Consider the following 26,309-nt stretch of genomic DNA (forward strand, 5'->3'; position numbering starts at 1 on the left):
GAAAGAGCAACCGGCCCAATGCCTTGGGGCGGGCCTGCATACAAACTTCGATCAATTTGAACCAGAGAAACACCCGCCAGGCGGGCACTCGCTTTACCGCCAGAACCTGATGTTTGTAATCCCAGCGGCGGGTGTCTGTTTGGATGACACGGCGGTGCTCAGCAGTCTCGTAGAAAGGCGTCCAACGGTGCGGGGTCACGTAAAGTAACTGGATCTGATCAGGGTCATAGCGCAGCAGATGTTTGAGCGACTGCCAGTAGTCACGATCCGTCTCTTCCTGAAAGCCAACCACATAGGTCGCCATGGAGACGATTCCATGCTGGCGCAGAAGCTCGATGGCCCGCTGGTCTTCCTTAACGCTGCCGCCTTTACGAATGGACGCAAGAGTCGCCTCATCGTAGCTTTCAATACCGAGCAGGAAACGAATCACCCCTGCTTGACGATACAAATGCAGGATGTCCGCATCGCGCACTATGTCACCGGCTCGGGTCGAGCCTACCAGTAACAACGGCACATCCTCGGCAATCAATGCCTCTAGAAACCGCTTCCAGGACTTGCGCGACCCAGTAGGCAGTTCATCGGCAAAGTTGATTAGCTCGACCCCTTCCTCACGGTGCAAACGCGCCAGTTCCTGCGCCAACTTAACGGGATCGCGGTGCCGCCACTGGGTCCAGAAACCCCGTTGCCCGCAGTAATTACACAAATGCGGGCAACCCCGGGAAAACTGTACGACCACTGCGCGCTTTCCGCCCCAATAGGAATAATGGGCATGATCTATCAGCTCCCAACCGACCCGATACTCATCAAGATTGCGCAGCATCTGCGCTGCCGGCGTCGCTATCACCTGCTGTGCATGGCGTAATGCTATGCCTTGCACATCTGTCAGCGCGGCTCCGCTCTGTAAGGCCTGCAACAACGACAATGCCGTCTGCTCGCCCTCACCACGGACGATAAAGTCGATCTCCGGGCAAGCCTGCAAAATCTCTCGCCAGTGGTATGTCGGGTGAACCCCGCCGTAAATAATCGTCAAACCCGGCAGCGCCTGTTTGAGCAGCCGGCAAAGCTCCAGCACAGTGACATGCACCGAACTCGAGCCAGAATGGCCGAGCAGCACAACATCCGGGGCAGCTCTAACCACGCGAGCCACTATCTGCGATAACTCCAACGCCTCTCGGTCTGCATCCAACAACTCCACTCGAAACCCCGCATCGAGTAACGGGCCACCGACGCAGAGCAAGCCAAGTGGGGGCAGATGCTCGCCGGGTATGCGACTGCCTATGGCGGTGTGCGGTGGGTTGATCAAGACGACCTTGGACGGCAGCGCAGATGAAGGAGGCATTCCATGTCCTTGGATGATGGGAAGTGACGAATTTATAGCGCCGCAAGTTGTGCGAATGATGGAGAGCGAATGGAGTTTATGTGGGCAGTTCGAGGAGGACGAGTCGCGCGGGGGATTGAGATCCCTCACACGAGCCCTAGCAGCGCCGCGATAGATAGCGTGTTGCAACTGCAGGATGGGTTGAACACAGCTCAACCCATCCTGCAGCTCCAGCCTAGCGCTTGATGGTCTTGAGCAGATCTTCCGGGGTGATATAACCCACCGCGCCGCCCTTGCTCTGAGCGCTGCCCGGTTGCGGCTGATGCAGGATATGCCCCTTCATCTTGCCGATGATGTGCATCTCGCAAGGCTTGCAATCGAACTTCAGGGTCAGCACTTCGTCCTGATGGATCAGCTGCATGTCCGACACTTTGGTGCGCACGCCGGTGACGCCTTTGGCCTGTTTCGGGCACAGGTTGAAGGAGAAGCGCAGGCAGTGCTTGGTGATCATCACCGGCACTTCGCCCGACTCTTCGTGAGCCTCGTAGGCGGCGTCGATCAGTTGCACGCCGTAACGCTTGTAGAAGGTGCGGGCCTTGTCGTTGTAGACGTTGGCGAGGAAGGTCAGGTGCGATTCCGGGTACACCGGCGCCGGCACGCTGACAGCCTTACGCCCGCCACGCGGATGGGCGGCGACGCGGGCCTGGGTCAGCGCTTCGATGGCTTCGCGGCGCAGGGCCTTGAGTTGCGAGCCGGGGATAAACGGCACGGTCTCGCAGTCGATCTGCGCACCAGCGCTGTAATAGATGGTGGTGCCCAGTTTGCTCAAGCCATCGGCCAGCTGCTCGCGGGCCTGCTCGGCATCCTTGGCGGCGGCAAACGGGCCGGCCAGGCTGACGCTGGCGCTGATGCCGTCAGCGCTGGTGACGCTTACATTCAGCTGCTCGCCGCGCAGGCTGAGCTGCCAGCTGACGGCAATGCGTCGCTCGGATGAGGTCTTCTGCAACGCCTGTTGCCAGTTGTGGTCGAGGTTGCGATGTAGCGGCTGCAACGGACGCACGCGGTGCATGGCCTCGGGCATCTCATTAGGCTCGACGCGGTAGCGGTAACGCTTCTCGCCGTCTTCATCGAACTCGCCCTTTAGCTCGGCGATATTCGCGCGAAAGCCCACCACTTCACGTTTGATCAGCACGTTAAGGCCATCGCCGTTGGACAGCGGCGTATCGGTGACGGCAATCAGGTCACGCTTGTTGACCTTCTCCACCACGCCCACGGTCAGCCCGGTAAAGGTTGGCGAATCGAACGCACCGATGTCCACCTTGCGGTCGGTGACGAAATAATCGGTGCTGCCGCGATGGAAGGTCTTGTCGGTATCGGGGGTGAAGAAGTGCTCGGTGCGCCCACTGGAGGCGCGCTCCAGGTGCGGACGTTGTTCGAGAATCGCATCCAGCTCGCGGCGGTAGTGCGCGGTGATGTTCTTCACGTAGCTCATGTCCTTGTAGCGCCCTTCGATCTTGAACGAGCGCACGCCGGCATCCACCAGGTAGATCAGGTTGTCGGTCTGGTTGTTGTCCTTCATCGACAGCAGGTGCTTATCAAACGCCACCACGCGGCCCTGATCGTCTTTCAAGGTGTACGGCAGGCGGCAGGCCTGGGAGCAGTCGCCGCGGTTGGCACTGCGCCCAGTCTGCGCGTGGGAGATATTGCACTGCCCGGAAAACGCCACGCACAACGCACCGTGGATAAAGAACTCGACCGCCGAATCGACGTTGCGGCAGATATTGCCGATCTCTTCCAGGTTCAGCTCGCGGGCCAGCACCAGCTGCGAGAAGCCGGCGCCATCGAGGAAACGTGCCTTCTCCAGGGTGCGGATATCGCACTGGGTGCTGGCGTGGATCTCGATGGGCGGAATGTCCATCTCCATCACGCCCATGTCCTGCACGATCAGCGCATCGACGCCGGCCTCGTACAGCTGCCAGATCATCTGCCGCGCCGGCTCCAGCTCATCCTCATGCAGGATGGTGTTGAGGGTGACAAACACCCGCGCATGGAACAGGTGGGCAAACTGCACCAGCTCGGCAATCTCCGCCACGCTGTTGCTGGCGTTATGCCGCGCCCCAAAGCCTGGCCCGCCGATATACACCGCATCGGCGCCGTGCAGGATGGCTTCCTTGGCAATCGCGGTATCGCGCGCCGGGCTCAGTAGTTCGAGGTGGTGCTTGGGCAGGGACATGGTTTGGGTATCAGGCAGTCAATCAGGGCGGGCATTTTACTCCTAAAGGCGGATTTGTCTGTGCCCGCTTGGCAGTCGCCCAAACACTGTATAGGCATACAGACAAAAGCCCGCGTAGAATTGGCCGATCATAAATGACGTGAGAGCAGCGCGGTGGACTTACAACAGGGCTTTCTGCTGACCCGGCACTGGCGTGATACGCCGGCAGGGACGCAGGTCGAGTTCTGGCTGGCCACCGACAACGGCCCACGACATATCCGCCTGCCCTATCAGCCGTCAGTGGCCTTTATTCCGGCGGCGCAGCGCGAGCAGGCCGAAGCACTGCTGAAAAACGAACGCGGCGTCGAGTTGCGCCCGTTGGGCCTTAAGGACTTTCACCAGCGCCCGGTGCTGGGCCTGTATTGCCAGCAGCACCGCCAGCTAATGGACCTCGACAAGCTGCTGCGCCGTGCCGGCGTCGAGGTGTATGAGGCCGATGTGCGCCCACCTGAGCGCTACCTGATGGAGCGCTTTATCACCGCGCCGGTGCTATTTGCCGGCACGCCCGACCCGAGTGGCAATGGCCTGCTGCTGGATGCGCAGATCAAGCCCTGCAGCGACTACCGCCCTACCCTCAAGCTGGCCTCGCTGGATATCGAAACCAATGCCTTCGGCGAGCTGTACTCCATCGCCATCGAGGGCTGCGGCCAACGCAACGTGTATATGCTCGGCCGCACGCCCGAGCAACCACCAGATGTGGACTTCCAACTGGAATACTGCGCCAGCCGTGGCGAGTTGCTCGAATGCCTGAATCAATGGATGGCGCAGCACGACCCGGACGCAATCATCGGCTGGAACCTGGTGCAGTTTGACCTGCGCGTGCTGCACGAACATGCGCGCAACCTGGCCATTCCGCTGCGCCTGGGCCGCGATGGCAGCGAGATGCAGTGGCGCGAGCATGGCAGCCGCAACGGCCACTTTTTCGCCGATGCCGCCGGCCGGCTGATTATCGACGGCATCGAAACGCTGCGTTCGGCGACCTGGAGCTTCCCCTCCTTCAGCCTGGAAAACGTCGCGCAGACCCTGCTCGGCGAGGGCAAGGATATTTCCACGCCCTACCAGCGCATGGACGAAATCGACCGCATGTTCCGCGAGGACAAACCGGCCCTGGCGCGCTACAACCTGCGCGACTGCGAGCTGGTCACGCGGATCTTCGCTAAAACCGCGATTCTCGACTTCCTGCTGGAGCGCGCCACGGTCACCGGCCTGCCCGCCGACCGTAACGGTGGCTCGGTGGCGGCCTTCGAGCATCTGTATATGCCGCTGATGCACCGTCGCGGTTTTGTTGCGCCGAACCTCGGCGATAACCCGCCGCAAGCCAGCCCCGGCGGTTTTGTTATGGAGTCGCAGCCGGGGCTGTACGAATCGGTGTTAGTGCTCGATTACAAGAGCCTCTATCCGTCGATTATCCGCAGCTTTCTGATCGACCCGGTGGGGCTGATCGAGGGCCTGCGCCAGTCGGATGACGAGCACTCGGTGCCGGGCTTTCGCGGTGCGCGCTTCTCCCGCACTCAGCACTGCCTGCCGTCCATCGTCGAGCGGGTGTGGCAGGGCCGCGAGGCAGCCAAACGCGAGCACAACGCGCCTTTGTCGCAGGCACTGAAGATCATCATGAACGCCTTCTACGGCGTGCTCGGTTCCAGCGGTTGCCGTTTTTTCGACACGCGCCTGGCCTCCTCCATCACCCTGCGCGGCCACGAGATCATGGCCCGCACCCGCGCGTTGATCGAGGCCGAGGACTATGCGGTGATCTACGGCGATACCGACTCCACCTTTGTCTGGCTCAAGCGCCCGCACGCCCAGGAGGATGCCGCGCAGATCGGCCGCGCCCTGGTGGCCAAGGTCAATGCCTGGTGGCGTCAGCACCTGCGCGATGAATACGGACTGGAAAGCGCTCTGGAACTGCAGTTCGAAACCCATTACAGCCGCTTTCTAATGCCGACTATTCGCGGCGCTGAGGAAGGCAGCAAGAAGCGCTACGCCGGGATGGTCACGCACGCTGACGGCAGCCATGAGATGGTCTACAAGGGCCTGGAAACCGTACGCAGCGACTGGTCGCCGCTGGCGCAGCAGTTCCAGCGTGAGCTGTACGAGCGGATCTTCCTGCACCAGCCGCACCAGAGCTATGTGCGCGACTATGTCGAGCGCACCCTGAATGGCGAGCTGGACGAGCTGCTGATCTACCGCAAGCGCCTGCGCCGTAAGCTCACCGACTATGAGCGCAACGTGCCGCCGCATGTGCGCGCCGCGCGCCTGGCCGACGAATACAACGCCCTGCACGGCCGCCCGCTGCAATACCAGAATGGCGGCTGGATCAGCTACGTGATCACCACCGCCGGCCCACAACCGCTGGAAGCGCGCAGCGCCGCCATCGACTACGAACATTACCTGACCCGTCAGCTGCAGCCGGTGGCCGATGCCATCCTGCCGTTTGTTGGCGACGATTTCGCTACGCTGATTGGCGGCCAACTAGGCTTGTTCTAGGCAAGCCGCGCCGCTAAAAACCCTTCACTAATTGTCAGGACGACACCCATGCTGCACACCCTCGCCGTCGCCAACTACCGCTCGATCAACACCCTGGTGCTGCCGCTGGGTCGGCTCAATCTAGTGACTGGGGCCAATGGCAGCGGCAAGTCGAATCTCTATCGCGCCCTGCGCCTGCTGGCGGAAACCGCCCAGGGCGGAGTGGTCAATGCATTGGCCCGTGAAGGCGGGCTGGACTCCACCTTCTGGGCCGGGCCGGAAACCATCAGCCGGCGCATGCTCAGCGGCGAGGTGCCGGTGCAGGGCGGCCCACGCAAGGAGGCCCGCCGCCTGCGCCTGGGTTTTGCCGGCGATGACTTCAGCTATGCCATTTCCCTCGGGCTGCCGGAGTCCAACTCCGGCGAGAGCCGCGATACTCCCAGCGCCTTCTCCCTGGACCCCGAGATCAAACGCGAATGCATCTGGGCTGGGGGCAGCTATCGTCCCGCCTCGCTGCTGGTGGATCGCGCCGGAGCGATGGTGCGTATGCGTGAGGGGCGCAACTGGCAGGTGATGGCCCAGCACCTGCCGAGTTTCGACAGCCTGTATGAGCAGATCGGCAATGATCCCGCCTGCCCGGAAGTCTCCCATCTGCGCGAGCATATTCGCCGTTGGCGCTTCTACGATCACTTTCGCAGCGATGCCGAAGCGCCCGCGCGCCAGCCGCAACTGGGCACCCGCACCCCGGTGCTGCACCACGACGGCCGCGACCTGGCAGCGGCGTTGCAGACCATTCGTGAAATCGGCGATCCCGCTGCGCTGGATGCGGCGATCAGCGACGCCTTCCCCGGCGCACGTTTGCGTATCGACTTTCAACAAGGCGGGCGTTTCGCCGTCGAACTGCAACAGGACGGCCTGCTGCGGCCGTTGTCGGCCAGCGAACTGTCGGACGGCACCCTACGTTATCTATTGCTGGTCGCCGCCCTGCTCACCCCACGGCCGCCGTCGCTGATGGTGCTGAACGAACCGGAAACCAGCCTGCACCCCGACCTGCTGCCCGCCCTCGGCCGCTTGATCATCGCCGCCTCGCAGCACACCCAGGTCTGGGTGGTATCCCACGCCAGCCGCCTGATCGCCACCCTGGAACAACACCCCGAATGCAATGCCATCGTCCTGGAGAAACAGCTGGGGCAAACCGTGATTCAGGGCCAGGGCATGCTTGATGAGCCGGCGTGGAAGTGGCCGAGCTAACCCTTGGCGGCCAGTACAACCGTTGCCTGCAACGCCTTGGGCTTACGAAACACCAGCACGTTACCCAGCATCACCAGCACCAGGCCGAACAGCGCCGGGGCCGTCCATTGATAACCCTCAGCAAATACCGAGATATTCAGCGCCACCACCGGGAACAGCACGGTGCAGTAAGCCGCGCGCTCCGGGCCCATGCGCCCGACCAGGGTCAGGTAGGCGGTAAAGCCGATCACCGAGCCGGGAATCGCCAGGTACAGCAAGGTGCCGACGTAACGAGTATTCCACTCGAAACCGAACGGCGTGCCGCTGACCAGACAGATCGCCACCAGCATCAGCGCGCCATAGAGCATGCCCCAGGCATTGGTGGTCAGCGGCTTGAGGCCGGCCTTCTGCTGCAGACTGGAGAGCATATTGCCGGCGGAGAAACACAGGGTGCCGATCAGCGCCAGGCCGATACCCAGCAGGGTTTCACGACTGGCTTCCTGCCCAGCCAGTTCCGGCCAGAACAGCAGCGCCAGGCCGCCCAGCCCCAGCGCGCCGCCGGCCAACACATTGGCAGCGATCCTCTGCTTGAAGAACAGTCGCGCGTTGATCGCATTCCACAGCGTTGCAGTGGAAAAAATCACCGCCACCAGACCGCTGGGTATCCACTGGCTGGCGGTGTAGAAGCACATAAAGTTGATACAGAACAGACACAGCCCCTGCGCCAGGCAGATCAGCTGGCCGCGCTTATCAAGTTTCTGCAGGCGGCCGCTGAGCAGCAGCACGGCGAACAGCACGGCAGCCGCCAGGGCAAAGCGATAGGCGATGGATGCGGCAATTGCCACCTCGCCCAGTTGCAGCTTGAGGGCGATCCAGGTGGTGCCCCAGATCAGTACGGTCAACAGATAGAGCGACAGGTTCATCAACAGACTCCCAGTAGATGGTTGAGAGTCTGCGCCTGATCAGGCCTGGCGTTCTTGCACAAACTTGCGCTTTTGTATGGTCTGCCATCCCTGAATGCTATCGGGTCAGGCAAAGACCTGTAGGAGCGGCCTTGTCCGCGATACTTTTGGGGTGACGTCGATTCGCGGGCAAGGACTAGGCGTCCCCACCGCTCCTACAAGGGCTGAGCCTGTCGATGCCGAGGCAGCCCAATGGAGATAAGCGCCGCCAGCAGCACAAAGCCCGAGGACACCCACAGACAGGCTTCCAGCCCATAAGCCTGATACACCCAGCCCGACAGCAGCGTGCCGATCAGCCGGCCGAGGGCATTGGACATGTAATAGAAGCCGACATCCAGCGACACGCCGTCTTCCTTGGCGTAGCTGACGATCAGGTAGCTGTGCAACGAGGAGTTCACCGCAAACAGCGCGCCGAACAGCATCAGCCCGCCGAGCAATACCCACTGCGCCGGCAAATCACTGCTCAGACCCAGGGCAATTGCAGCGGGCAACCCGGCCAGCACGGCAGCCCAGGCGAATGCCGCGCGGCCATCCGGCAACTGACCGCTGGCCTTGCCGGTGATGGCCGGGGCGAACGATTGCACAATGCCGTAGCCGATCACCCAGGCCGCGAGAAAGCCACCAACCATCCAGAAATCCCAGCCAAACACGCTAGACAGATACACCGGCAGCGCCACGACAAACCACACATCGCGCGCGCCGAATAAGAACAAGCGTGCGGCCGAGAGGATATTAATCGCCCGGCTCTTGGACAGAATGTCGCGAAATTTCGGTTTGGCTTTCGCCTTACCCAGATCCTTTTTCAGCAGCAACAGGCTGGCCAACCAGATCAGCACCAGCACCGCCGCCATGGCCAGCACTGCGCCAGTGAACCCGAGCAGCGCCAGCAACGCACCGCCCATAAAGAAGCCCACGCCCTTCAGCGCATTTTTCGAGCCGGTCAGGATCGCCACCCACTTGTACAACGTGCCCTGCTGGCTGTCCGGCACCAGCAGCTTGATCGAGCTCTTGGCGCTCATCTTGTTCAGGTCTTTGGCGATACCGGACAGCGCCTGCGCACCCATCACCCAGGGGATGGTCAGCCAGGCCGCCGGCACCGTGAGCATCAACAAAGCCGCCACCTGCAGACCCAGACCGATATTCATGGTGCGATTCAGCCCCAACCGCGCCCCCAGATAGCCGCCGACCAGATTGGTGACCACGCCGAAAATCTCATAGAACAGAAACAGCGCGGCAATCTGCAGCGGCGTGTAACCCAGGCTATGGAAATGCAGCACCACCAGCATGCGCAGCGCGCCGTCGGTAAGGGTAAAGGCCCAGTAGTTGCCGGTCACCAGCAGGTATTGGCGCACTTCAGGGGCAAGACGGGATAGCGCGTGCATATCTAATCCTATGTAGACCGTGGCAGGGGATTTAGCCGCGATAGCTGTTGAGGCAGGTCGCGACTAACGAGGAATACCGCAGCCCCTTCCATAATTACGCAGAGCGACCCTCAGCCGGCCGAGCCGACCATCCGCGCAAGCTCTACCGCTCGATTGGCGTAGCCCCATTCGTTGTCGTACCAGGCGTAGAGCTTCACCTGGGTGCCGTTGACCACCATGGTCGAAAGCGCATCGATGATCGAAGAACGCGGATCGGTGCGGTAGTCGATGGACACCAGCGGACGTTCCTCATAACCGAGAATGCGCTTGAGCGGACCGTCAGCGGCAGCTTTAAGCAGTGCGTTGACCTCCTCCACCGTAGTGGCGCGTTCCACTTCAAAGACGCAATCAGTCAGCGAGGCGTTTGCCAGTGGTACACGCACGGCATGGCCATTCAGCTTGCCGCGCAGCTCGGGGAAGATTTCAGCAATTGCCGTGGCCGAACCGGTGCTGGTGGGGATAAGGCTCATACCTGAGGCACGGGCGCGGCGCAGATCCTTGTGCGGGGTGTCGAGAATGCTCTGGGTGTTGGTCAGGTCGTGGATGGTGGTGATCGAGCCGTGGCGGATGCCGAGATTCTCGTGGATCACCTTGACCACCGTGGCCAGGCAGTTTGTGGTGCAGGACGCCGCCGTAACGATGTGGTGCTGCGCCGGGTCGAACAGCTGCTGGTTGACACCCATAACGATATTCAGCGCACCGGCTTCCTTCACCGGTGCGCAGACCACCACGCGCTTCACGCCTTGGTCGAGATAGGCCTGCAGCACCGCGACGGTTTTCATTTTGCCGCTGGCCTCGATCACCAGATCGCAGCCGCTCCAGTCGGTATCGGCGATGGTCTTGTTGGCCGTGACCTGAATGCGTTTACCGTCGATCAGGATGCACTCGCCTTCACTGCTCGCCTCATGCTGCCAGCGGCCGTGCACCGAATCGAAATTCAGCAAGTGGGCGTGGGTAGGCGCATCGCCAGCCGGGTCGTTGATCTGCACAAATTCCAGTTCCGGCCAGCCCCAGGCAGCGCGCAGCGCCAGACGACCGATACGACCAAAACCGTTGATACCTACCTTGATAGCCATAAACCAATTCCCTCTACAAAGTGATTAGGCGCTACGCGGCGCAAACATAATGATCGCCATACCGAGCATGGCCACCGCTGCGCCCAGCAGGTCCCAATGGGTCGGGCGGATACCGTCCACCAGCCATAACCAGATAATTGCCATCGCCACATACACCCCGCCATAAGCGGCATACACACGACCGGCGGCGGTCGGGTGCAGGGTCAGCAGCCAGGCGAACAGCGCCAGGGAGACGGCGGCCGGCACCAGCAGCCAGATGCTTTTGCCCTGTTTGAGCCACAGGTACGGCAGGTAGCAGCCGATGATCTCGGCCAGCGCCGTCAGGGCAAACAGTCCCAGGGTGTTGAGCATGCTCATCTCAGTTGCCGAACTGGGCGATCCAGCCCGCATGGGCAGGATGCTGAATGGCTTTCGGCCGCAGCGCCTGCACCAGGCTGATGGCCTCGCTGCGGGCGATACCCAGCTCGGTGAGGATGCGCGCGGCAATCAGCCCGGTACGCCCGGAGCCGCCCTTGCAGTGAATGGCGATGGCCTTGTCGGCTGCCAGCAGCTCAGCAATCTGCGCCATAGCCGCCGGCCAGGCTGCATCGAAATCCGCCTGTGGCACCTGCTCATCGGCCACGGGTAGATGCAGCCAGGCCAGACCTTGCGCGGCGCACAGCGCGGGCAAATCACTAGCAGCGTTTTGCGTCAGTTCGGCGTATGGCATCAGGGTCAGCACGGCATCGGCGCCAGCCTGTTTCAGGGTGCTCAAGGCGCTGTCGATGCTGCTGCCCTTGGTGCCTGGGCAAGGCGTAAAGATCAACCGGCCGGGGTGATTAGGAATGCTGAGAACATCAAATGGATGGGACATGCTGATTGATCCTGAAAATTAAATGGAAGCCTGATTGACCCGTCTGGACAGCTGCTCGGCCGACTCCTTACGCTCGGAGTAGCGGTCCACCAGGTAGTCCGTTTGGCCGCGCAGCAGCAGGGTGAACTTGACCAGTTCCTCCATCACGTCGACCACCCGGTCGTAATAGGCCGAAGATTTCATCCGCCCGGCGTCGTCAAATTCGAGGAAGGCCTTGGCCACCGAGGACTGGTTGGGGATGGTGAACATGCGCATCCAACGCCCAAGCACGCGCATCTGGTTCAGCGCATTGAAGGATTGCGAACCGCCGCTGACCTGCATCAGCGCCAGGGTCTTGCCCTGGGTCGGGCGCACAGCGCCCATGCTCAGGGGAATCCAGTCGATCTGCGATTTGAACACCCCGGTCATCGCGCCATGGCGCTCCGGCGAGCACCAGACCATGCCCTCGCTCCACAGCACCAGCTCGCGCAGCTCCTGCACCTTGGGGTTATCCTCGGGGGCGTCGTCCGGCAGCGGCAGGCCACTGGGGTTGAATATCCGCGCTTCGGCACCGAACTGCTCAAGCAGGCGCGCGGCCTCCTCGGTCAGCAGTCGGCTGTAGGAGCGCGCGCGGTTGGAACCGTACAGCAGCAGAATGCGCGGCTTGTGCAGCGGGGCCGGCTTGGCCAGTTGCTCCTGGCTGGGCGGATCGAGCAGTTCAGGGTCGATATTCGGCAACTCAAAGGTCATGGCCTTTCTCCAGAAAACGGTGGCTCAGCCGCATAGTGAGGCGCGATCAGGACGGTCACGCATGCTGTGCAGGCGCAAACGATCTTCGGCCAGTTGCGGGTCGTCAGCCTGAAGCACCTGCGCCAATATCTGGCCAACCCAAACCGGCAGTTGCGGGTGCAGGCGGTAATACACCCACTGCCCAGCGCGGCGGTCCTGGAGCAGGCCGCTACTGCGCAGCTGGGCCAGATGACGGGAGATCTTCGGCTGACTCTCCTCCAGGGCGGCGGTCAGCTCGCAGACGCACAGCTCGCCCTCCTGGGCGATCAGCTGAGTCATGCGCGCGCGAGTGTCATCGGCCAGGCATTTGAACAGGGTGACCGGTGCGAGCATCTGCAGCGGAGCCTGGGGCTTGCTCTTGACCAGCACGAACATCTTGATGCGCTCGTGGATCTGTTGCAGGCAGTGCTTGTAGGCATTCTTCTGCCGACTGCTGGCCGGGTCCTCGAAATCCCAGGCGATGTATTCGCCGGCACCGGGCAAGGTGCTGCACTCGAAGGCGGACTTGTCACACAGGGTGATCACGTAGTCGAACTGCTGACCGTCGAAGCTCTCCAGCGGTTTGCTGTGCAGACCATCTGTGCTGACGCCCAACTGCTCCAGGGCCTGACGCGCGCGCGGGTCGACCTCACCAGGCAGGGTGCCTGCGCTAAAAACCTCATAGCCTTCGGGGTCGGTATGGCGCAACAGCGCTTCAGCCATCTGCGAGCGGGCAGCGTTGGCCACACAGAGAAACAGCACGCGAATCTTTTGGCTCATGGCGATATGTGTCATGCAAATACGGTTTGGCGAATATATTGATATCCATATATCTTGTAAACCGCATATCTTCACAACCCGGCACCCGCCACAAGCGAGTAACCAAGGAGCGATTGCATGACCCCGCAAGAGCCAGTGGATGTTCTGATTATCGGCGGCGGCCAGGCCGCGCTGGCCACAGCCTACTTTCTACGGCGCACCCAACTGTCGTTTCTGCTGCTGGATGATCAGGCGCAACCCGGCGGCGCCTGGCTGCATGGCTGGGATTCGCTACGGCTGTTCTCCCCCGCCACCTGGAGTTCCATCGCCGGCTGGCAGATGCCCAACCCTGAGCCCGGCTACCCGCACCGCGATGCGGTGATTGACTACCTCGCGCAGTACGAGGCGCGCTATCAGTTGCCAATTGTGCGGCCGGTGCATGTCGATTCAGTGACGCGCGACGGCGAGCTGCTTGTGGTGCAGGCCGGCAGCCAGCAATGGCGTTGCCGGGCCCTGGTCAGTGCCACCGGCACCTGGAGCAAACCCTTTATCCCGACTTACCCCGGTAGTGCAGCGTTTGCCGGCCAGCAACTGCACTCGGCGCATTACCGCGACCCGCAGGCCTTTGCTGGCAAGCGCGTGCTGGTGGTGGGCGGCGGCAACTCCGGGGCGCAGATTCTCGCCGAGCTATCGAAAGTTGCCGAGACCCTGTGGATCACCCCGGAGCCACCGGCCTTTCTGCCGGATGAAGTCGATGGCCGGGTGCTGTTCGAGCGCGCCACCGAACGCTGGAAGGCCCAGCAGGAAGGCCGGGTAATCGACCAGCCGGTGGGCGGTCTGGGCGATATCGTGATGGTCGAGCCAGTACGTGAAGCCCGCGAGCGCGGCGTGCTGGTGGCCGAACGGCCGTTCCAGCGATTCACGGCAGATGGCGTGGAATGGGCCGATGGCCGCCGCGAGGCGGTGGATGCGGTGATCTGGTGCACCGGCTTTCGCCCGGCGCTGGATCATCTGCAAGGCCTGGATGTGCTGGAAGCCGACGGCAAGATCGCCGTCGATGGCACCCGCGCCAGCAAACAACCCAGCCTGTGGCTGGTCGGTTATGGCGAATGGACCGGGGCGGCCTCGGCCACCCTGATCGGCGTCACCCGCACCGCCCGCAGTACGGTCAGTGAAATAGCAGCAGACCTAGCAAGCAGTTGAAAAACTACCTGCGTTGCCATCGCGGCGTTAAAAACAGGCTCAAAATGCTCATTTACACTCGTAAACTCCGCTTTTTCGCCTGTTTTTGCCTTGCGCTGGCTGCCTCGCCTACGTTTTCAACAGCTTGCTACAGAGCGATACAGATCAATAGCAGCCCCGCCGTGCGCCGCTAGACTCGGCGCTCAGCTGCAAGGAAACCGCAATGTCCAGCCAGTGTGAAGTGATCGGCAAGCAAGCCGCAGGTGCCCCTCTGGGGTTTTTCGAGCGCTATCTGACGCTCTGGGTATTTCTCTGCATCATCGGCGGCACCCTGCTCGGTCTGTTTGCGCCGGCAGCAGCGCAGGCGGTAGGCGCGCTGGAAGTTGCTCAGGTGAATATCCCGGTAGGGCTGCTGATCTGGGTGATGATCATCCCCATGCTGATAAAGATCGACTTTCGCGCTATCGGCGAGGTCTATCAGCAGCGCGCCGGCCTGGGCGTGACCCTGAGCATCAACTGGCTGATCAAGCCGTTCACCATGGCTTTTATGGCCTGGCTGTTTCTGCGTCATGTGTTCGAAGGCTGGCTGCCGGCCGAACAGATCGACAGCTACGTGGCCGGGCTGATTCTGCTCGGCGCCGCGCCTTGCACGGCCATGGTGTTTGTCTGGAGCAACCTGTGTAAGGGCAACGCCAACTTCACCCTGACCCAGGTGGCGATCAATGACCTGGTGATGGTGTTCGCCTTCGCCCCCATCGTCGCCCTGCTGCTCGGCGTGTCGTCGATTCCGGTGCCCTGGGACACCCTGCTGCTGTCAGTGGTGATGTATATCGTCATCCCTCTGGCGATTGCCCAGTTTATCCGCGCGCGCCTGCTGCGCCGGGGTGATGCTGCGCTGCAAACGGTACTGGCACGCATCGGCCCGTTCTCCATCCTCGCCCTGCTGGCCACCCTGGTGCTGCTGTTCTCCTTCCAGGGCCAGACCATCGTCGCGCAACCGCTGATCATCGCCATGCTGGCAGTGCCGATTCTGCTGCAAACCCTGTTTATCGCTGCGCTGGGTTACTGGATGTGCCGGCAACTCAAGGTGCGCCACGATATCGCCGGGCCGGCGGCAATGATCGGTGCGTCGAACTTCTTCGAACTGGCCGTAGCCGTGGCTATCGCGCTGTACGGTTTCAACTCCGGGGCAGCGCTGGCTACGGTGGTCGGCGTGCTGATTGAGGTGCCGGTAATGCTCTGGCTGGTGCGCATGGTCAATAACAGCAAGGGTTGGTACGAGCGCGCGCAGGGCTGACTGCTCGATCCCGGCGGTTAATAGCCATTCACTCGCATGCCCGAAAATGACCATCCAGAGCGGTATATGCGGCGGGTCGACAGCCTATGCCCGGCAGGCTAGCGTCAATACAGGATGCACCAGCAGCATCCGGCCTGGGTCACTGGGCCCGTGCTTGTAGCCTGAGGTATGCCGCATGTCCGCTCGACTTGGCCACGTGCTCGCGCTTATTTCCCTCTGCCTGATCTGCCCTGCGCTGTTGCATGCCGATGCGAAGTGGGAGTCGCTGGACTTCATCACCGAAGAACTGCCGCCCTACAACTACACCGAAAGCGGCATCGCCCGCGGCATTGCCGTGGATATTCTGCTGGAGGCGGCGGCAGGCGCTGGCCTGCCCATTGCGCGCCGGGACATACGCTCCCTGCCCTGGGCGCGTGGCTACCAGATGGTGAAAAAAGGCCCCGGCGTGCTGCTGTTTTCCATGGCGCGAACGGATGAGCGTGGGCCGCAGTTCAAATGGGTTGGGCCAATCATGGCCAACCGCATCGTGCTGCTGGCGCGCAAGGACCGTCAGTTGCAGATCAGCCAGCCGGCGGACCTTAGCGCCTACCGCATCGGCGTGATTCGCGACGATATTGGCCATCAGTTGATCAATCGCCTGGGCGTGAATGACAGCCAGCTGCACATCTCCGCCAGCGCGATCCAGCTGGCCAATCTGCTGCACAACAGCCGCATCGACCTCTGGGCCTACGACGAAACCACGGCCTACTGGTTTATCCGCAACCTGGATCTGGATAGCCACAACTTCACCCCGGCCCATGTACTCAAGGAAGGTGAGATGTACTTCGCCTTCAGCATGGACACCAATGCCGCGCAACTGCTCAGGCTGCAGCACGGGCTTAACGCGCTGAAGCAACAGCCGCGTTACCTTGAAATACTCGACAGCTACAAATAGCCGCGCCTTGCATAATCTTGCGCTTTTCCGCGCGCGGGGGCTGGCACGCGGGCATGCCCGGCGTAGCATGGAGCGACGGAGGATTTATGTCGCAACTTGAGCACCTACAGGTTTTCCAGAGCATGCACAGCTCGCCCAACACCCGCCTGCACCGCAGCGCCGAGCTGGGCGATGGGCTGGCGGCTGCCGTGTGGAGCAACCGCCATGATGCCCGCGACTACGAAGCCCCCAGTCATCACACACTGTCCTGCTACCTGGCCGGCGGCACCGGCACCTTCCGCCGCGAAAGCCCGCACAGCAAAGGCGCGCCGGACAAGCTGTGCATCCTCCCGGCCGGCCATCAGTCGGAATGGGTGATCAACGGTGAAATCCATCTGGCCCACCTGTATATCAGCCAGGAGCAATTCGCCCTGGCGGCCGTCAACCTGCTGGACCGTGAGCCACGGGAACTGGAACTGCGCGAAGGCACCTTTCTCGACGACCCACAGCAGGCTCAGCGTTTTCGTCAGCTTAGCCAACTGGATTGGCAGGAGCCCGCCGAACGCCTGCTCAGCAGCAGCCTGGCCCACGGCCTGATCAACCACGCGCTGCTGTCCCAGGTGGGCCGCCGCGAAGGCCTGCGCCTGACCGGCGGCCTGGCCCCTAGCCAGCGCCGCCGAGTGCGCGAGTTTATCCAGGCCAACCTCAGTGAAGCGCTCAGCCTGGGCCAGCTGGCCAGTTTGTGTGCACTCTCCGAATACCACTTCGCGCGAATGTTCCAGCTCAGCTTCGGCCTGCCGCCGCATCGTTATGTGCTGGCCCAGCGCCTGCGCCATGGCCAGCAACTGCTGCAACACAGCACCCTGGCACTGGCTGAAGTGGCCCTGGCCTGCGGCTTTGCCAGCGCCAGCCACTTCAACAACCGTTTCCGTCAGGCCTTCAGCGCCACGCCGGGGCAATACCGCGCGGCTCTGCAACACCCCTGACCCCACGCCAGCAGCATCAGCCCGCCGCATACCCGCCTATCAGGCAACGCAGCTTGCGCCCCCTGTGCCTGAAAACAGCCTGCTAATCCCGTGCTGGCTGTGCAAGAATCATCGGCTGCCTTCGAGAAAGCTGCCCATGCCACGATTCATCCACTCGCCTGCCCGGTGCCACTGATGGCCCTCGATATCCTGCATCTACGCCAGGAAGACTGGCGCGCGGAATTCGGCGTGGGCGATCTACAGCGTGGCCAAGGCTATGCCGCGCAAGGCCGCAGCCGCCTGCTCAGCCTCAAGGACAGCACCCTTCTGGCCAGCTGCCGTGGCTCCGGCGCGCAAACCTATCAACAGCGCATCACCCTGCACCATTACGGCCAGGGCTGGGGCGTGACCGGCCATTGCAGCTGCCCGGTGGGCTTCAACTGCAAGCACGTGGCCAGCGCCCTGCTCACCCTGCAAACCCAGCAGGAACAAGGCGTCGATCTTTCGCCGCTGATCGTCAGCAGCCCGCAGGCTCGCGAAGAGTGCCTGGAAAACCTGCAGCCGAGCCCGGTGCTGAGCCTCGGCAGCCTGGTGCGCGTGCACTTCGATGCGCGCAGGGGGCGCATGCAGGAACAAACCCAGCACCGCGCCGCTCTGGCCTTCGATTACCAGGGCCACCTGGCATCTGGCAAACAGGGCAAGGACCTGCTGATCAAGCAGAGCGCCCAGCACAGCCTGCGCATCGTGCGTGATATCAGCGCTGAAACCCAACTGCGTAAACGCCTGGAGCAGACCGGCCTGCAAGTGGCGCTGCGGCAGAGCGAAGCCCTGCCGGAAAGCGCCGGCGAAGCTTACGAGCAACCCGGTGAGGCCGCCTGGCTGCAGTTTGTCCGCGAGCAATTACCGCTGTTGCGTGAGGAAGGCTGGCAGATCCGCATGCAGCCGGACTTCCAGTTCAACCTGACGCCAGTCGATGACTGGTATGCCGAGGTCGAGGAAGATCCCGAGCAGAACTGGTTCGACCTGGAGCTGGGCATCGAGGTCGAAGGCCAGCGCATCAGCCTGTTGCCGATTCTGCTGCAAGCCATCCGTCGCGCACCCTGGCTGCTCAATGGCGAAGCGCTGAACAAGCGCGATAACGATGAGGTGCTGCTGGTCAGCCTGCCGCATAACCACAAGCGCGTGGCCCTGCCGCTGGCGCGACTGAAACTGCTGCTGGCGACCCTGGGCGAGCTGTTTGTGCGCGAGCCGGGCGAGTCCAGCCAGCGCCTGCGCCTGTCGCGCCTGGATGCCGCGCGCCTCAATCACCTGCAAGAAGGCCCGGCACTCAGCTGGCAAGGTGGCGGCCAGCTGCGCGACTTCGCCGAACGCCTGCAGAGGCTGGACAGCGTCACCTTGCAAGCGCCCGCCGGCTTAGAAGCAGAGCTACGGCCCTATCAGCTGCAAGGTCTGGCCTGGATGCAGGGCCTGGCTGAGCTGGAAGTCGGCGGCCTGCTGGCCGATGACATGGGCCTGGGCAAAACCCTGCAGACCCTCGGCCATATCCTCTGCGAGTTCAACGCCGGACGTTTGCAGCAGCCGGCACTGATCGTCATGCCCACCAGCCTGATTCCCAACTGGCAGGATGAAGCCGCGCGCTTCACCCCGCAGCTCAAGGTGCTGGCGCTGCACGGGCCGAAGCGCCGCGCGCTGTTCAAGCAGATCGACGAACACCAGATCATCCTCACCACCTACGCCCTGCTGCCGCGCGACCTCAAGGCATTGAGCGCCTATCGCTATCGCCTGCTGATTCTCGATGAAGCGCAGAACATCAAAAACCCGCGCAGCAAGGCCGCCGTCGCTGCCGGGCAACTGCAGGCCGGGCAACGTCTGTGCCTGACCGGCACGCCGCTGGAGAATCACCTGGGCGAGCTGTGGTCGCTGTTCAACTTCCTCATGCCCGGCTGGCTCGGCGACAGCAAGAGCTTTACCCGCGACTACCGCACGCCGATTGAAAAGAACGCTAACCAGCAGCGCCTGACCCACCTGACCGGGCGGATCAAGCCCTTTATCCTGCGCCGCACCAAGGAGCAGGTGGCCAGCGAGCTGCCGCCGAAAACCGAAATCACCCACTGGGTCGAACTCAGCGCAGCGCAGCGCGACCGCTACGAAACCCTGCGTCTGGCCATGGACCAGAAGGTCCGCGCGGAAATCGCCCGCCAGGGTTTGGCGCGCAGTCAGATCGTGATTCTCGAAGCGCTACTGCGCCTGCGCCAGGCCTGCTGCGACCTGCGCCTGCTCGGTGAGGAAGGCGACAGCAGCCTGACCAGCGCGGACTCCGGCAAGCTCAGCGGCCTGCTGGAAATGCTTGAAGAGTTGTTTGCCGAAGGCCGGCGGGTGCTGCTGTTCTCGCAGTTCACCTCGATGCTGGCGTTGATCGAAGCCGAACTGAAGGCGCGCAACATTCCCTACGCCAAGCTCACCGGCAGCACCCAGGATCGCCGCACCCCGGTGCAGCAGTTCCAGGCTGGCGAACTGCCGATCTTCCTGATCAGCCTGAAAGCCGGTGGCTCAGGCCTGAACCTGACCGCCGCCGATACGGTGATCCACTTCGACCCTTGGTGGAACCCGGCCGCCGAAGCCCAGGCCAGCGACCGCGCCTACCGCATCGGCCAGGACAAGCCGGTGTTCGTCTACAAACTGATCGCCCGTGGCAGCGTGGAAGAGAAGATCCAGCAGCTGCAACAGGCCAAAGCCAACCTGGCCCGCGGCGTGCTGGAAGGCGGCAGCCAGACCCAGCTACAACTCAGCGAAGACGACCTGCAGGCGCTGTTTGCCCCGCTAAGCGACTGATCAGCCCTGCGCCTCAGTCATCGCTCTGCGCATCATCACGTTCGGCCGCCTCATCCGCCGCATTGGTCTTTTTCCGCGCACCGCCGGCCTGCACCGCAGGAAAGCGCGAGGAGGCATAGCGCACCACAAAGATCGCCAGCGCCAGCAACAGAATCGCCCCAGAGACCATCACCACGCCCATGTCGGGTTTATGGTTGTGCGAGATATCGGAAATCATCAGACGGGTCAGCGCGGTAATCGCCACATAGATCATGAAGCGGATCGGCATGTGGTTGGTCTTGAAATAGATCCCCACCATCGCCGCCAATTCCAGGTAGATAAACAGCAGCAGGATGTCGTCGACGGTTATGTGGCCCTTCTCCAGCATGCCGATAAAGGCCATGATCGCGGCCCAGGCGGTGATGGCGCCGATGGCGAACAGCGCCAGGTAGTGGAACGCCTCCATCAACAGATTGCCCAGCGATTCCGCCAGCCCATGCATGCGCTCGCGCATCAGCTCGGCCCAGTTTGGCTTACCCATAAAAGCTCCTAGAAGATCGAAAATGACGACAGCACCGCGCGTCATCACCTAACAGTGTCAGTAGAAGAAGCTTGCTGCGGGCGAAAAAGCACCTGCAACCGCCGCGCCATGCTGGCGACTGGCTGTTGCAGGCTGAAGAATCGGCTATGTTGTTAGCCGGCATGGCAATTGCTGCTGGCCAAATGCAGGCGAGTTCTTTATGCTCGCTACCACTGTACAAATAAACAGTTTATTGCAACCTATCAGCGTGAAGGCGTAGAGGTGATGAATGGCCGTCGAAGTGGTGTACCGCAGCAGCCGGGATTTGGAGCGTTTATTCATGGATAAAGCCGAAGCCGACCGTCATGACAAAATGCTCGAACTGGCCGAGTTGCTCACCGAGGTACTGCAAAAAGCCGTGCCATCGCTGAATGAAGCCCAGGGTGAAGAGCTGGGGATTTATATGGCGAAGAACCGTGACATCTTCGCCAAGGCGTTTAAGAACCAACCCGACGCCTTGAGTGAACTGAGCGAACCCGCTGCCGAGTAACGCCAGCAGCGGTAAACAAAACCCCAGTCAACGACTGGGGTTTTGCGTTTCTAGCAACGGTCAAACTCAGCCATACAACAAACGCTCAGCAATGGCATCGGCGACCCTCGCCGGCGAGCGTTTATCGGCCTGAGCATGACCGAAGATTTCGGTCAGGCGCCGGCTGATCTGCGTCAGGTGCGCGGTGATCGCCGGCAGGGGCTCGCCCTGATGCTTCAGCGCCACGTAGATCAGGCCACCGGCATTGATCACATAATCCGGCGCATAGAGAATCCCCCGCGCCTGCAGGCTGTCGGAGATATCGGCACTGGCCAGCTGATTGTTTGCCGCCCCCGCCACCGCCGAACAGCGCAACTGCCCGACTGTGGTGTGGTTCAGCACACCGCCCAGCCCGCACGGCGCGAGAATGTCGCACGGAGTGGAGAGCAAGGCCTCGCTGGCCACCGGCCGCGCACCCAGTTGCTCGACTGCCAGTTGCACACGCCCCTGATCCAGATCGCTGACCAGCAGCTCGGCGCCAGCGGCATGCAGTTGCTCGGCCAGCGCATAACCGACATTGCCCAGGCCCTGAATCGCCACCCGCAAGCCTTCCAGGTTGTCGCTGCCGAGCCGTGCCAGAGCGGTGGCGCGAATACCGGTAAACACCCCCATCGCCGTGTGTGGCGACGGATCGCCTTCGGCCGTGGTGCTGGTGACATGCTGGGTGTGCTGGGCAATGCAGTCCATATCGACGCTGGAGGTGCCGCTGTCCATGGCGGTGATGTAGTGGCCGTTAAGGGTTTCGATAAACCGCCCGAAGGCTTCAAACAATGCGCCGCGATTGTCGACATGCGCCGGACGGATAATCACCGCCTTGCCGCCGCCCTGTTGCAGGCCGGCCAACGCCGCCTTGTAGCTCATGCCCTTGGCCAGGCGCAGCACATCCTCAATGGCGCTTTGGCTGTCGACGTAGGGTAGATAACGACAGCCGCCCAGCGCGGGACCGAGGCGACTGTTGTGGATGGCGATAATGGCCTGCAGGCCAGTCAGCGGGTCCACGGCGAAGTGCAACGACTCCAGCCGGGCGGTTTCCATCATGGCGAACATGCTGTGGCTCCCGTACTGATTTGCAGATCAGTATAGGCAGTGGCTCTGCCCGCACCCCTCCGGCGGTCAGTTGCACCATGGGCCCGCGCAACAATCCACTGGACGAAGCACCGGCGCTTGACTACAAAGCCAGAGAGACTTGGAGATTGCCATGGACCCACGCTCCGCCTGCCTTGCCTGTCTGGAGCAACAACCGCCTGCGCTGTTCGAGGCAGCGCTGTGGATTGCCGTGGAGCACCAGCCAACGCTGCAACCGGCCGAGGTGCTGCAACGGCTTAACGGCTTGCAGCAGCAGGTCGGCCAGGGCTTGCCTAACCTGCCGCTGCAGGAACTGGCGCAACCGCTGCTGCGCAGGCTCAGTGAGCTGGATTTTCATGAAGACGACGAACGCCCGCTGCGGCCGAGGGCGGCGCTGCTTGATCAGCTGTTGCTGCGCCGCCGTGGCCAGCCGCTATCCCTGGCCCTGCTCGCGCTGGAGTTGGCCAGGCGCTTGGGAATTCCGCTGCAGGGGGTGAATTTTCCGGGGCATTTTCTGCTGCGCGTACCGGGCGCCGATCACCTGCTCGACCCGTGCAGCGGCCGGCGTCTGTATACCCGCGAATGCCGCGAGCTGCTGCAGCGCCACCTGGGCCCTAACGCCGAGTTGAGCGCCAGCCAGCTGCAACCCTGCGATGAGCGCAGCATGCTGCAACGTCTGTCGCGCAATCTGCGGCAACTGCATCAACTGGACGATGACCCGCTGGCCGCGCTGCGCGATGCCGAGCGCGTGCTGCTGCTCGGCACGCCGACCCTGCATGATCACCTGGCCCGCGCGGAGATTTATCAATTGCTCGATTGTCCGCAGGGCGAGCGCTTCGACCTGCAATGCGCCCTGCTGCTCAGCGATGACCCGGCGCAGCACCTGCAACTCAGCCAGCGTCTACGCCTACTCAGCGCAAGCCCGGCGCTGCACTAGGGTCTGTTGCCGTTTCATTCGCGAGCCGCGTTGCTGCGCAAAATCTCGCCAGGCTAGGCGGAGGACGCAGGTAATGGTTGTTCCCTTGCCAAGTCCTCCAACACCGCATGGCGATATTTTGTGCGCAACCCGCAGGGACGGGCCTGTTTTAGCGCGATGCTGCGTTTCTCGACACTCATTTGGAACAACCAAACTTCGTGTCTCGTGCCTTGCCTCGCGCTAAAACAGGCTCCGGCGCGGCCGCGAACGAAACGGCAACAGACCCTAAAAAAAGCCCAACGCCTTGGCCTTGGCCACCGCCTGAGTACGCCGCGCCACGCCCAGCTTGCCGTTGATCCGGCGGGCATGGGTTTTGACCGTATGCAGGGAAATAAACAGCTGCTCGGCCACTTCCTGATTGGACAGCCCCTGGGCGATCAGGCCGAGCACTGCAAGTTCGCGGCTGCTCAGGGCATTGGCGCTGGCGGCAGGCAAAGCGCTCGGCGCCTCATCGGCCTGGCTGGCCACGCGGAACCACGGGCACTGATAACCCAGACGCAGCTGCAAGGCCTGGCCGGCCTGCCGGGCCTGTTCGGCGCCAGCTTTATCACCAAAGGCTGCGCAGGCTTCGGCATAGCTGAGCCACAACTCACTGACCAACGCCTGCCTACCTTGGCCTGCCACCTGCTCCAGTAACTGCCGCAGAGGTTCGCGCACATCCTCGCCCTGCTCGCGATCCAGTTGCAGCAGCAGCGCCTGAAAACGCGGAATCAGCTCGGGGAAATTCGGCGTCGGCAGCACTGCTTTGACCCGTCGTTCATAGCCCAGCACCCGGGTGGCTGCTTCCCGTGCACGCTGACGGTGGCCTTGGGCGATCCACAGGTGACTGCTGGCCAGCAATAGGGTGCCGCGGTAGAGGGTTTCCGTGACGTGCTGACGCTGCATCTGCCGCTCGGCTTGCGCCAAGTGGGCAAAGGCCGTGGCGACATCACTCTGCCCCATCGCCAACTCGGCCAGGCCCAGGTAGCCATGAAAAGCCCCCGGATCACCGCAAGCGAGCGCATGTTCAAGCCCTTGTAGCAGAGCCGTAGCCGCTTCATCCGCACGCCCCTGGCGCAACTGCAGACGCCCCAGGCGTAGCTCAAGGCGTGCCAGTACCGGCGTGTTGCGCAAGGCGGCCGGAGCGGTTGCCGTCAGCACCCGCTGCAGCAACGCTTCGGCGCGGACAAATTCGCCACGCGCCTCCAGAAGCAGGGCGTGATCCAACTCCAGCAAGGCTTCAAACACCGGGTTGCCATGCAGGCGCGCCTGCTTCAAGGCTTCGAAACTAAGCTTCTGCGCCACCTCCAGCTGACCTTCACCAATGGCCACCAGAGTCAACGCCGAACGACACAACAGCGACTGCGCCCAGGCGTTTTCCGGCAAGCTCTGCAGGGCTTCCAGCAGGTTGTTGCGGGAGTCCATCGCGCAGGCCCGGCCGTAGGCAATGATGCCCTGGATGGCCTGCCAGTGAGCGAACAGCTCGCGGGTCCGCGCGCCATCGCTACGCGGCTGAAAGCGCGACAGCTGATTGATACAGGTCTGTGCTTCATCCAGACGGCCGACCAGCAGCAACACCCAGGCGTTGAGCAGAATCAGCCGGGGCGTGCTGCACAGCAGGCTGTCCGGCAACTCGCTACGCCAGCGCAGAATCAGCGCCAGGTCCTGCCCCTGCAGCACCTGCTCCTCGGTAAAGCGCTCAAGAAAACTACCGGCCACCTCCGGCTGCCCGGCCAGCAAGGCATGCTCCACCGCCGCGCGAATATCACCATGGCCGGCAAACCACTGGCTGGCATGTACGTGCAAGGCGCTGCACGGCAGGTTTTGCACCTGCCGCTGCAGCAGTCGGGCTAGCGGCGGGAACAGTACATACCAGCCTTTGGCTGCGTCCAACTCCTGAATAAACACGCCGCGGTCGATCAGCGCGCGTAACCACTGCGCGCCCTCGCCCATGCCAAACAGGTGATCACACAGCGCCGGATTGAAGCGCGGCAACTGCGCCAGTTGCTGGAACATCTGCAACAGCTCATCCGGCAGCCCTTGCAACACTTCACGTTCGACATACTCGGCGAGCAGCTGATCATGCTCACCATCCTGTGGCGCACTCAACGCAGCCGGCTCGGCCTGAGCCGCCAACAGACGCAGACGCAAAGCCGCTGGCCAGCCCTGGGTCAGCTCATGCAGATCCTGCGCCCAGGCACTGCGGGCGGGGTCCAACTGCTGCAGCCAGGCCAGTACTTCCGCCTCGCTGAAGGCCAGTTCGCTGGCCCCCAGTTCGAGCAGCTCACCTTCCAGCAACAAGCGCGAGAGATTGCAGACCGGCCGCCGGCGGCTGCCCAGCCACCAGCAAACGCCAGGCGGGGTCACCATCAGCAGTTGATTGAGAAAACCATCGAGACTGTGGTTCGGCTGCGCCGGGTAGTCATTGAGCATGATCCACAGCTGCCGCGACTCTTGCGCTAGGGTCGCCAGCAACTCGCCACTACTGAGGTCAGCGGGGTAATCGAGCAGCTTGCCCAGCTGCTGGGCCAGTTGCTCGGCATGCAGGCCTTCGGCGGCGCAGGTCAACCAGAGCAGGCGGTAGCTGGCCGGACATTCACGGGCGCAATCGGCCAACAGTACGGTCTTGCCAAAGCCAGCCGGGCCGACCAGCAAACGCAGGCGACAGTCTTGCGCCAGCAGGCGCTGCTGCAGGGATAGCCGGGAGATATGCCCGGGCGGCGGGCGTTGTACGCTGCCACAGGAAGACGCTGCGGCGCTCAGCGAGAATGGCGCTAATGCGTTCATGACGGCTCGTTTTATTGTTATTGCAGGAACCGGATCATTGCAGACTAAACCTCAACACCTGAGGCTTACAGCTCTATTACCGCAGGTGATGGCGGGCAATAAAAAAGGCGGCCCGAGGGCCGCC

General features: G+C 62.5%; 20 protein-coding genes and 2 pseudogenes. 9 read left to right on the forward strand and 13 right to left on the reverse strand.

Annotation, left to right across the window (positions count from 1 at the left end; translation table 11 throughout):
* On the reverse strand, positions 1 to 1,339 hold a 1,339-nt coding region (gene bchE / locus ACQ4LH_RS13700; RefSeq protein ID WP_430697658.1), incomplete at its 3' end, for a magnesium-protoporphyrin IX monomethyl ester anaerobic oxidative cyclase.
* Positions 1,340 to 1,553: 214 nt separating this feature from the next.
* The gene (locus ACQ4LH_RS13705) at positions 1,554 to 3,551 is read right to left on the reverse strand and encodes a peptidase U32 family protein (RefSeq protein ID WP_430697659.1); all 1,998 of its coding nucleotides are present in this window, start codon (positions 3,549 to 3,551) and stop codon (positions 1,554 to 1,556) included.
* Between the two features lie 153 nt (positions 3,552 to 3,704).
* Here ACQ4LH_RS13705 and ACQ4LH_RS13710 point away from each other — a divergent pair, with 153 nt between their 5' ends.
* The gene (locus tag ACQ4LH_RS13710; protein ID WP_430697660.1) at positions 3,705 to 6,074 is read left to right on the forward strand and encodes a DNA polymerase II; all 2,370 of its coding nucleotides are present in this window, start codon (positions 3,705 to 3,707) and stop codon (positions 6,072 to 6,074) included.
* Between the two features lie 48 nt (positions 6,075 to 6,122).
* Positions 6,123 to 7,304, forward strand: coding sequence for an AAA family ATPase (locus tag ACQ4LH_RS13715; protein WP_430697661.1), 1,182 nt, complete (start codon positions 6,123 to 6,125; stop codon positions 7,302 to 7,304).
* Here ACQ4LH_RS13715 and ACQ4LH_RS13720 read toward each other — a convergent pair.
* From ACQ4LH_RS13720 to ACQ4LH_RS13750, 7 genes are all read right to left on the reverse strand, one after another.
* Positions 7,301 to 8,206 (reverse strand): DMT family transporter, encoded by a 906-nt coding sequence (locus tag ACQ4LH_RS13720; RefSeq protein ID WP_430697662.1) that lies wholly within the window; start codon positions 8,204 to 8,206, stop codon positions 7,301 to 7,303. The genes ACQ4LH_RS13715 and ACQ4LH_RS13720 overlap by 4 nt on opposite strands.
* Before the next feature lie 194 nt (positions 8,207 to 8,400).
* The gene (gene arsJ / locus ACQ4LH_RS13725) at positions 8,401 to 9,627 is read right to left on the reverse strand and encodes an organoarsenical effux MFS transporter ArsJ (protein WP_430697663.1); all 1,227 of its coding nucleotides are present in this window, start codon (positions 9,625 to 9,627) and stop codon (positions 8,401 to 8,403) included.
* A gap of 110 nt (positions 9,628 to 9,737) precedes the next feature.
* Complete coding sequence (locus ACQ4LH_RS13730) at positions 9,738 to 10,742, reverse strand: ArsJ-associated glyceraldehyde-3-phosphate dehydrogenase (protein ID WP_430697664.1); 1,005 nt, start codon at positions 10,740 to 10,742, stop codon at positions 9,738 to 9,740.
* A 24-nt stretch (positions 10,743 to 10,766) separates the two neighbouring features.
* Positions 10,767 to 11,099, reverse strand: a complete 333-nt coding sequence (locus ACQ4LH_RS13735) for a YnfA family protein (protein WP_430697665.1) — start codon at positions 11,097 to 11,099, stop codon at positions 10,767 to 10,769.
* 1 nt (position 11,100) lies between these two features.
* On the reverse strand, positions 11,101 to 11,595 hold the full coding sequence (locus tag ACQ4LH_RS13740) for a cyclin-dependent kinase inhibitor 3 family protein (protein WP_430697666.1): 495 nt from the start codon (positions 11,593 to 11,595) through the stop codon (positions 11,101 to 11,103).
* An 18-nt stretch (positions 11,596 to 11,613) separates the two neighbouring features.
* Complete coding sequence (gene arsH, locus ACQ4LH_RS13745; RefSeq protein ID WP_430697668.1) at positions 11,614 to 12,324, reverse strand: arsenical resistance protein ArsH; 711 nt, start codon at positions 12,322 to 12,324, stop codon at positions 11,614 to 11,616.
* 24 nt (positions 12,325 to 12,348) lie between these two features.
* Positions 12,349 to 13,122 (reverse strand): metalloregulator ArsR/SmtB family transcription factor, encoded by a 774-nt coding sequence (locus tag ACQ4LH_RS13750; RefSeq protein WP_430697669.1) that lies wholly within the window; start codon positions 13,120 to 13,122, stop codon positions 12,349 to 12,351.
* Positions 13,123 to 13,239: 117 nt separating this feature from the next.
* Here ACQ4LH_RS13750 and ACQ4LH_RS13755 point away from each other — a divergent pair, with 117 nt between their 5' ends.
* The 5 genes from ACQ4LH_RS13755 (at position 13,240) to ACQ4LH_RS13775 (ending at position 20,290) form a co-directional block, all read left to right on the forward strand.
* Positions 13,240 to 14,304, forward strand: coding sequence for an ArsO family NAD(P)H-dependent flavin-containing monooxygenase (locus ACQ4LH_RS13755; RefSeq protein ID WP_430697670.1), 1,065 nt, complete (start codon positions 13,240 to 13,242; stop codon positions 14,302 to 14,304).
* A gap of 202 nt (positions 14,305 to 14,506) precedes the next feature.
* The gene (arsB, locus tag ACQ4LH_RS13760; RefSeq protein ID WP_430697671.1) at positions 14,507 to 15,580 is read left to right on the forward strand and encodes an ACR3 family arsenite efflux transporter; all 1,074 of its coding nucleotides are present in this window, start codon (positions 14,507 to 14,509) and stop codon (positions 15,578 to 15,580) included.
* A gap of 175 nt (positions 15,581 to 15,755) precedes the next feature.
* Positions 15,756 to 16,514 carry a substrate-binding periplasmic protein gene (locus tag ACQ4LH_RS13765; RefSeq protein ID WP_430697672.1) on the forward strand — a complete coding sequence of 253 codons (759 nt, stop codon included), beginning with the start codon at positions 15,756 to 15,758 and terminating at the stop codon, positions 16,512 to 16,514.
* A gap of 86 nt (positions 16,515 to 16,600) precedes the next feature.
* Positions 16,601 to 17,479 (forward strand): helix-turn-helix domain-containing protein, encoded by an 879-nt coding sequence (locus tag ACQ4LH_RS13770; protein WP_430697673.1) that lies wholly within the window; start codon positions 16,601 to 16,603, stop codon positions 17,477 to 17,479.
* A gap of 174 nt (positions 17,480 to 17,653) precedes the next feature.
* Positions 17,654 to 20,290 (forward strand): DEAD/DEAH box helicase, encoded by a 2,637-nt coding sequence (locus ACQ4LH_RS13775; RefSeq protein WP_430697674.1) that lies wholly within the window; start codon positions 17,654 to 17,656, stop codon positions 20,288 to 20,290.
* A gap of 13 nt (positions 20,291 to 20,303) precedes the next feature.
* Here ACQ4LH_RS13775 and ACQ4LH_RS13780 read toward each other — a convergent pair whose 3' ends face one another.
* On the reverse strand, positions 20,304 to 20,810 hold the full coding sequence (locus tag ACQ4LH_RS13780) for a phosphate-starvation-inducible protein PsiE (protein ID WP_430697675.1): 507 nt from the start codon (positions 20,808 to 20,810) through the stop codon (positions 20,304 to 20,306).
* Between the two features lie 268 nt (positions 20,811 to 21,078).
* Here ACQ4LH_RS13780 and ACQ4LH_RS13785 point away from each other — a divergent pair, with 268 nt between their 5' ends.
* Positions 21,079 to 21,339 carry a YebG family protein gene (locus ACQ4LH_RS13785; protein WP_275960906.1) on the forward strand — a complete coding sequence of 87 codons (261 nt, stop codon included), beginning with the start codon at positions 21,079 to 21,081 and terminating at the stop codon, positions 21,337 to 21,339.
* Positions 21,340 to 21,405: 66 nt separating this feature from the next.
* On the opposite strand, the gene ACQ4LH_RS13790 is transcribed toward ACQ4LH_RS13785, so the two are convergent.
* Entirely contained in the window at positions 21,406 to 22,425 is a 1,020-nt protein-coding gene (locus tag ACQ4LH_RS13790) for a Leu/Phe/Val dehydrogenase (protein WP_430697676.1), read from the reverse strand.
* A 151-nt stretch (positions 22,426 to 22,576) separates the two neighbouring features.
* Between ACQ4LH_RS13790 and ACQ4LH_RS13795 the strand changes: the two genes are divergently transcribed.
* Positions 22,577 to 23,380: a transglutaminase family protein gene (locus ACQ4LH_RS13795; RefSeq protein WP_430697677.1), complete on the forward strand. Its 804-nt coding sequence runs from the start codon at positions 22,577 to 22,579 to the stop codon at positions 23,378 to 23,380.
* A gap of 264 nt (positions 23,381 to 23,644) precedes the next feature.
* On the opposite strand, the pseudogene ACQ4LH_RS13800 reads toward ACQ4LH_RS13795, so the two are convergent.
* Both ACQ4LH_RS13800 and ACQ4LH_RS13805 read right to left on the reverse strand, forming a co-directional pair.
* Positions 23,645 to 23,863: pseudogene (locus ACQ4LH_RS13800) on the reverse strand (response regulator transcription factor); the annotation flags it as partial.
* 69 nt (positions 23,864 to 23,932) lie between these two features.
* Positions 23,933 to 26,185: pseudogene (locus ACQ4LH_RS13805) on the reverse strand (hypothetical protein); the annotation flags it as partial.
* Positions 26,186 to 26,309: the final 124 nt, after the last annotated feature.

The organism is Pseudomonas peli (genome assembly GCF_050563605.1).
In the GTDB taxonomy this organism is placed as follows: Bacteria; Pseudomonadota; Gammaproteobacteria; order Pseudomonadales; family Pseudomonadaceae; genus Aquipseudomonas; species Aquipseudomonas peli_A.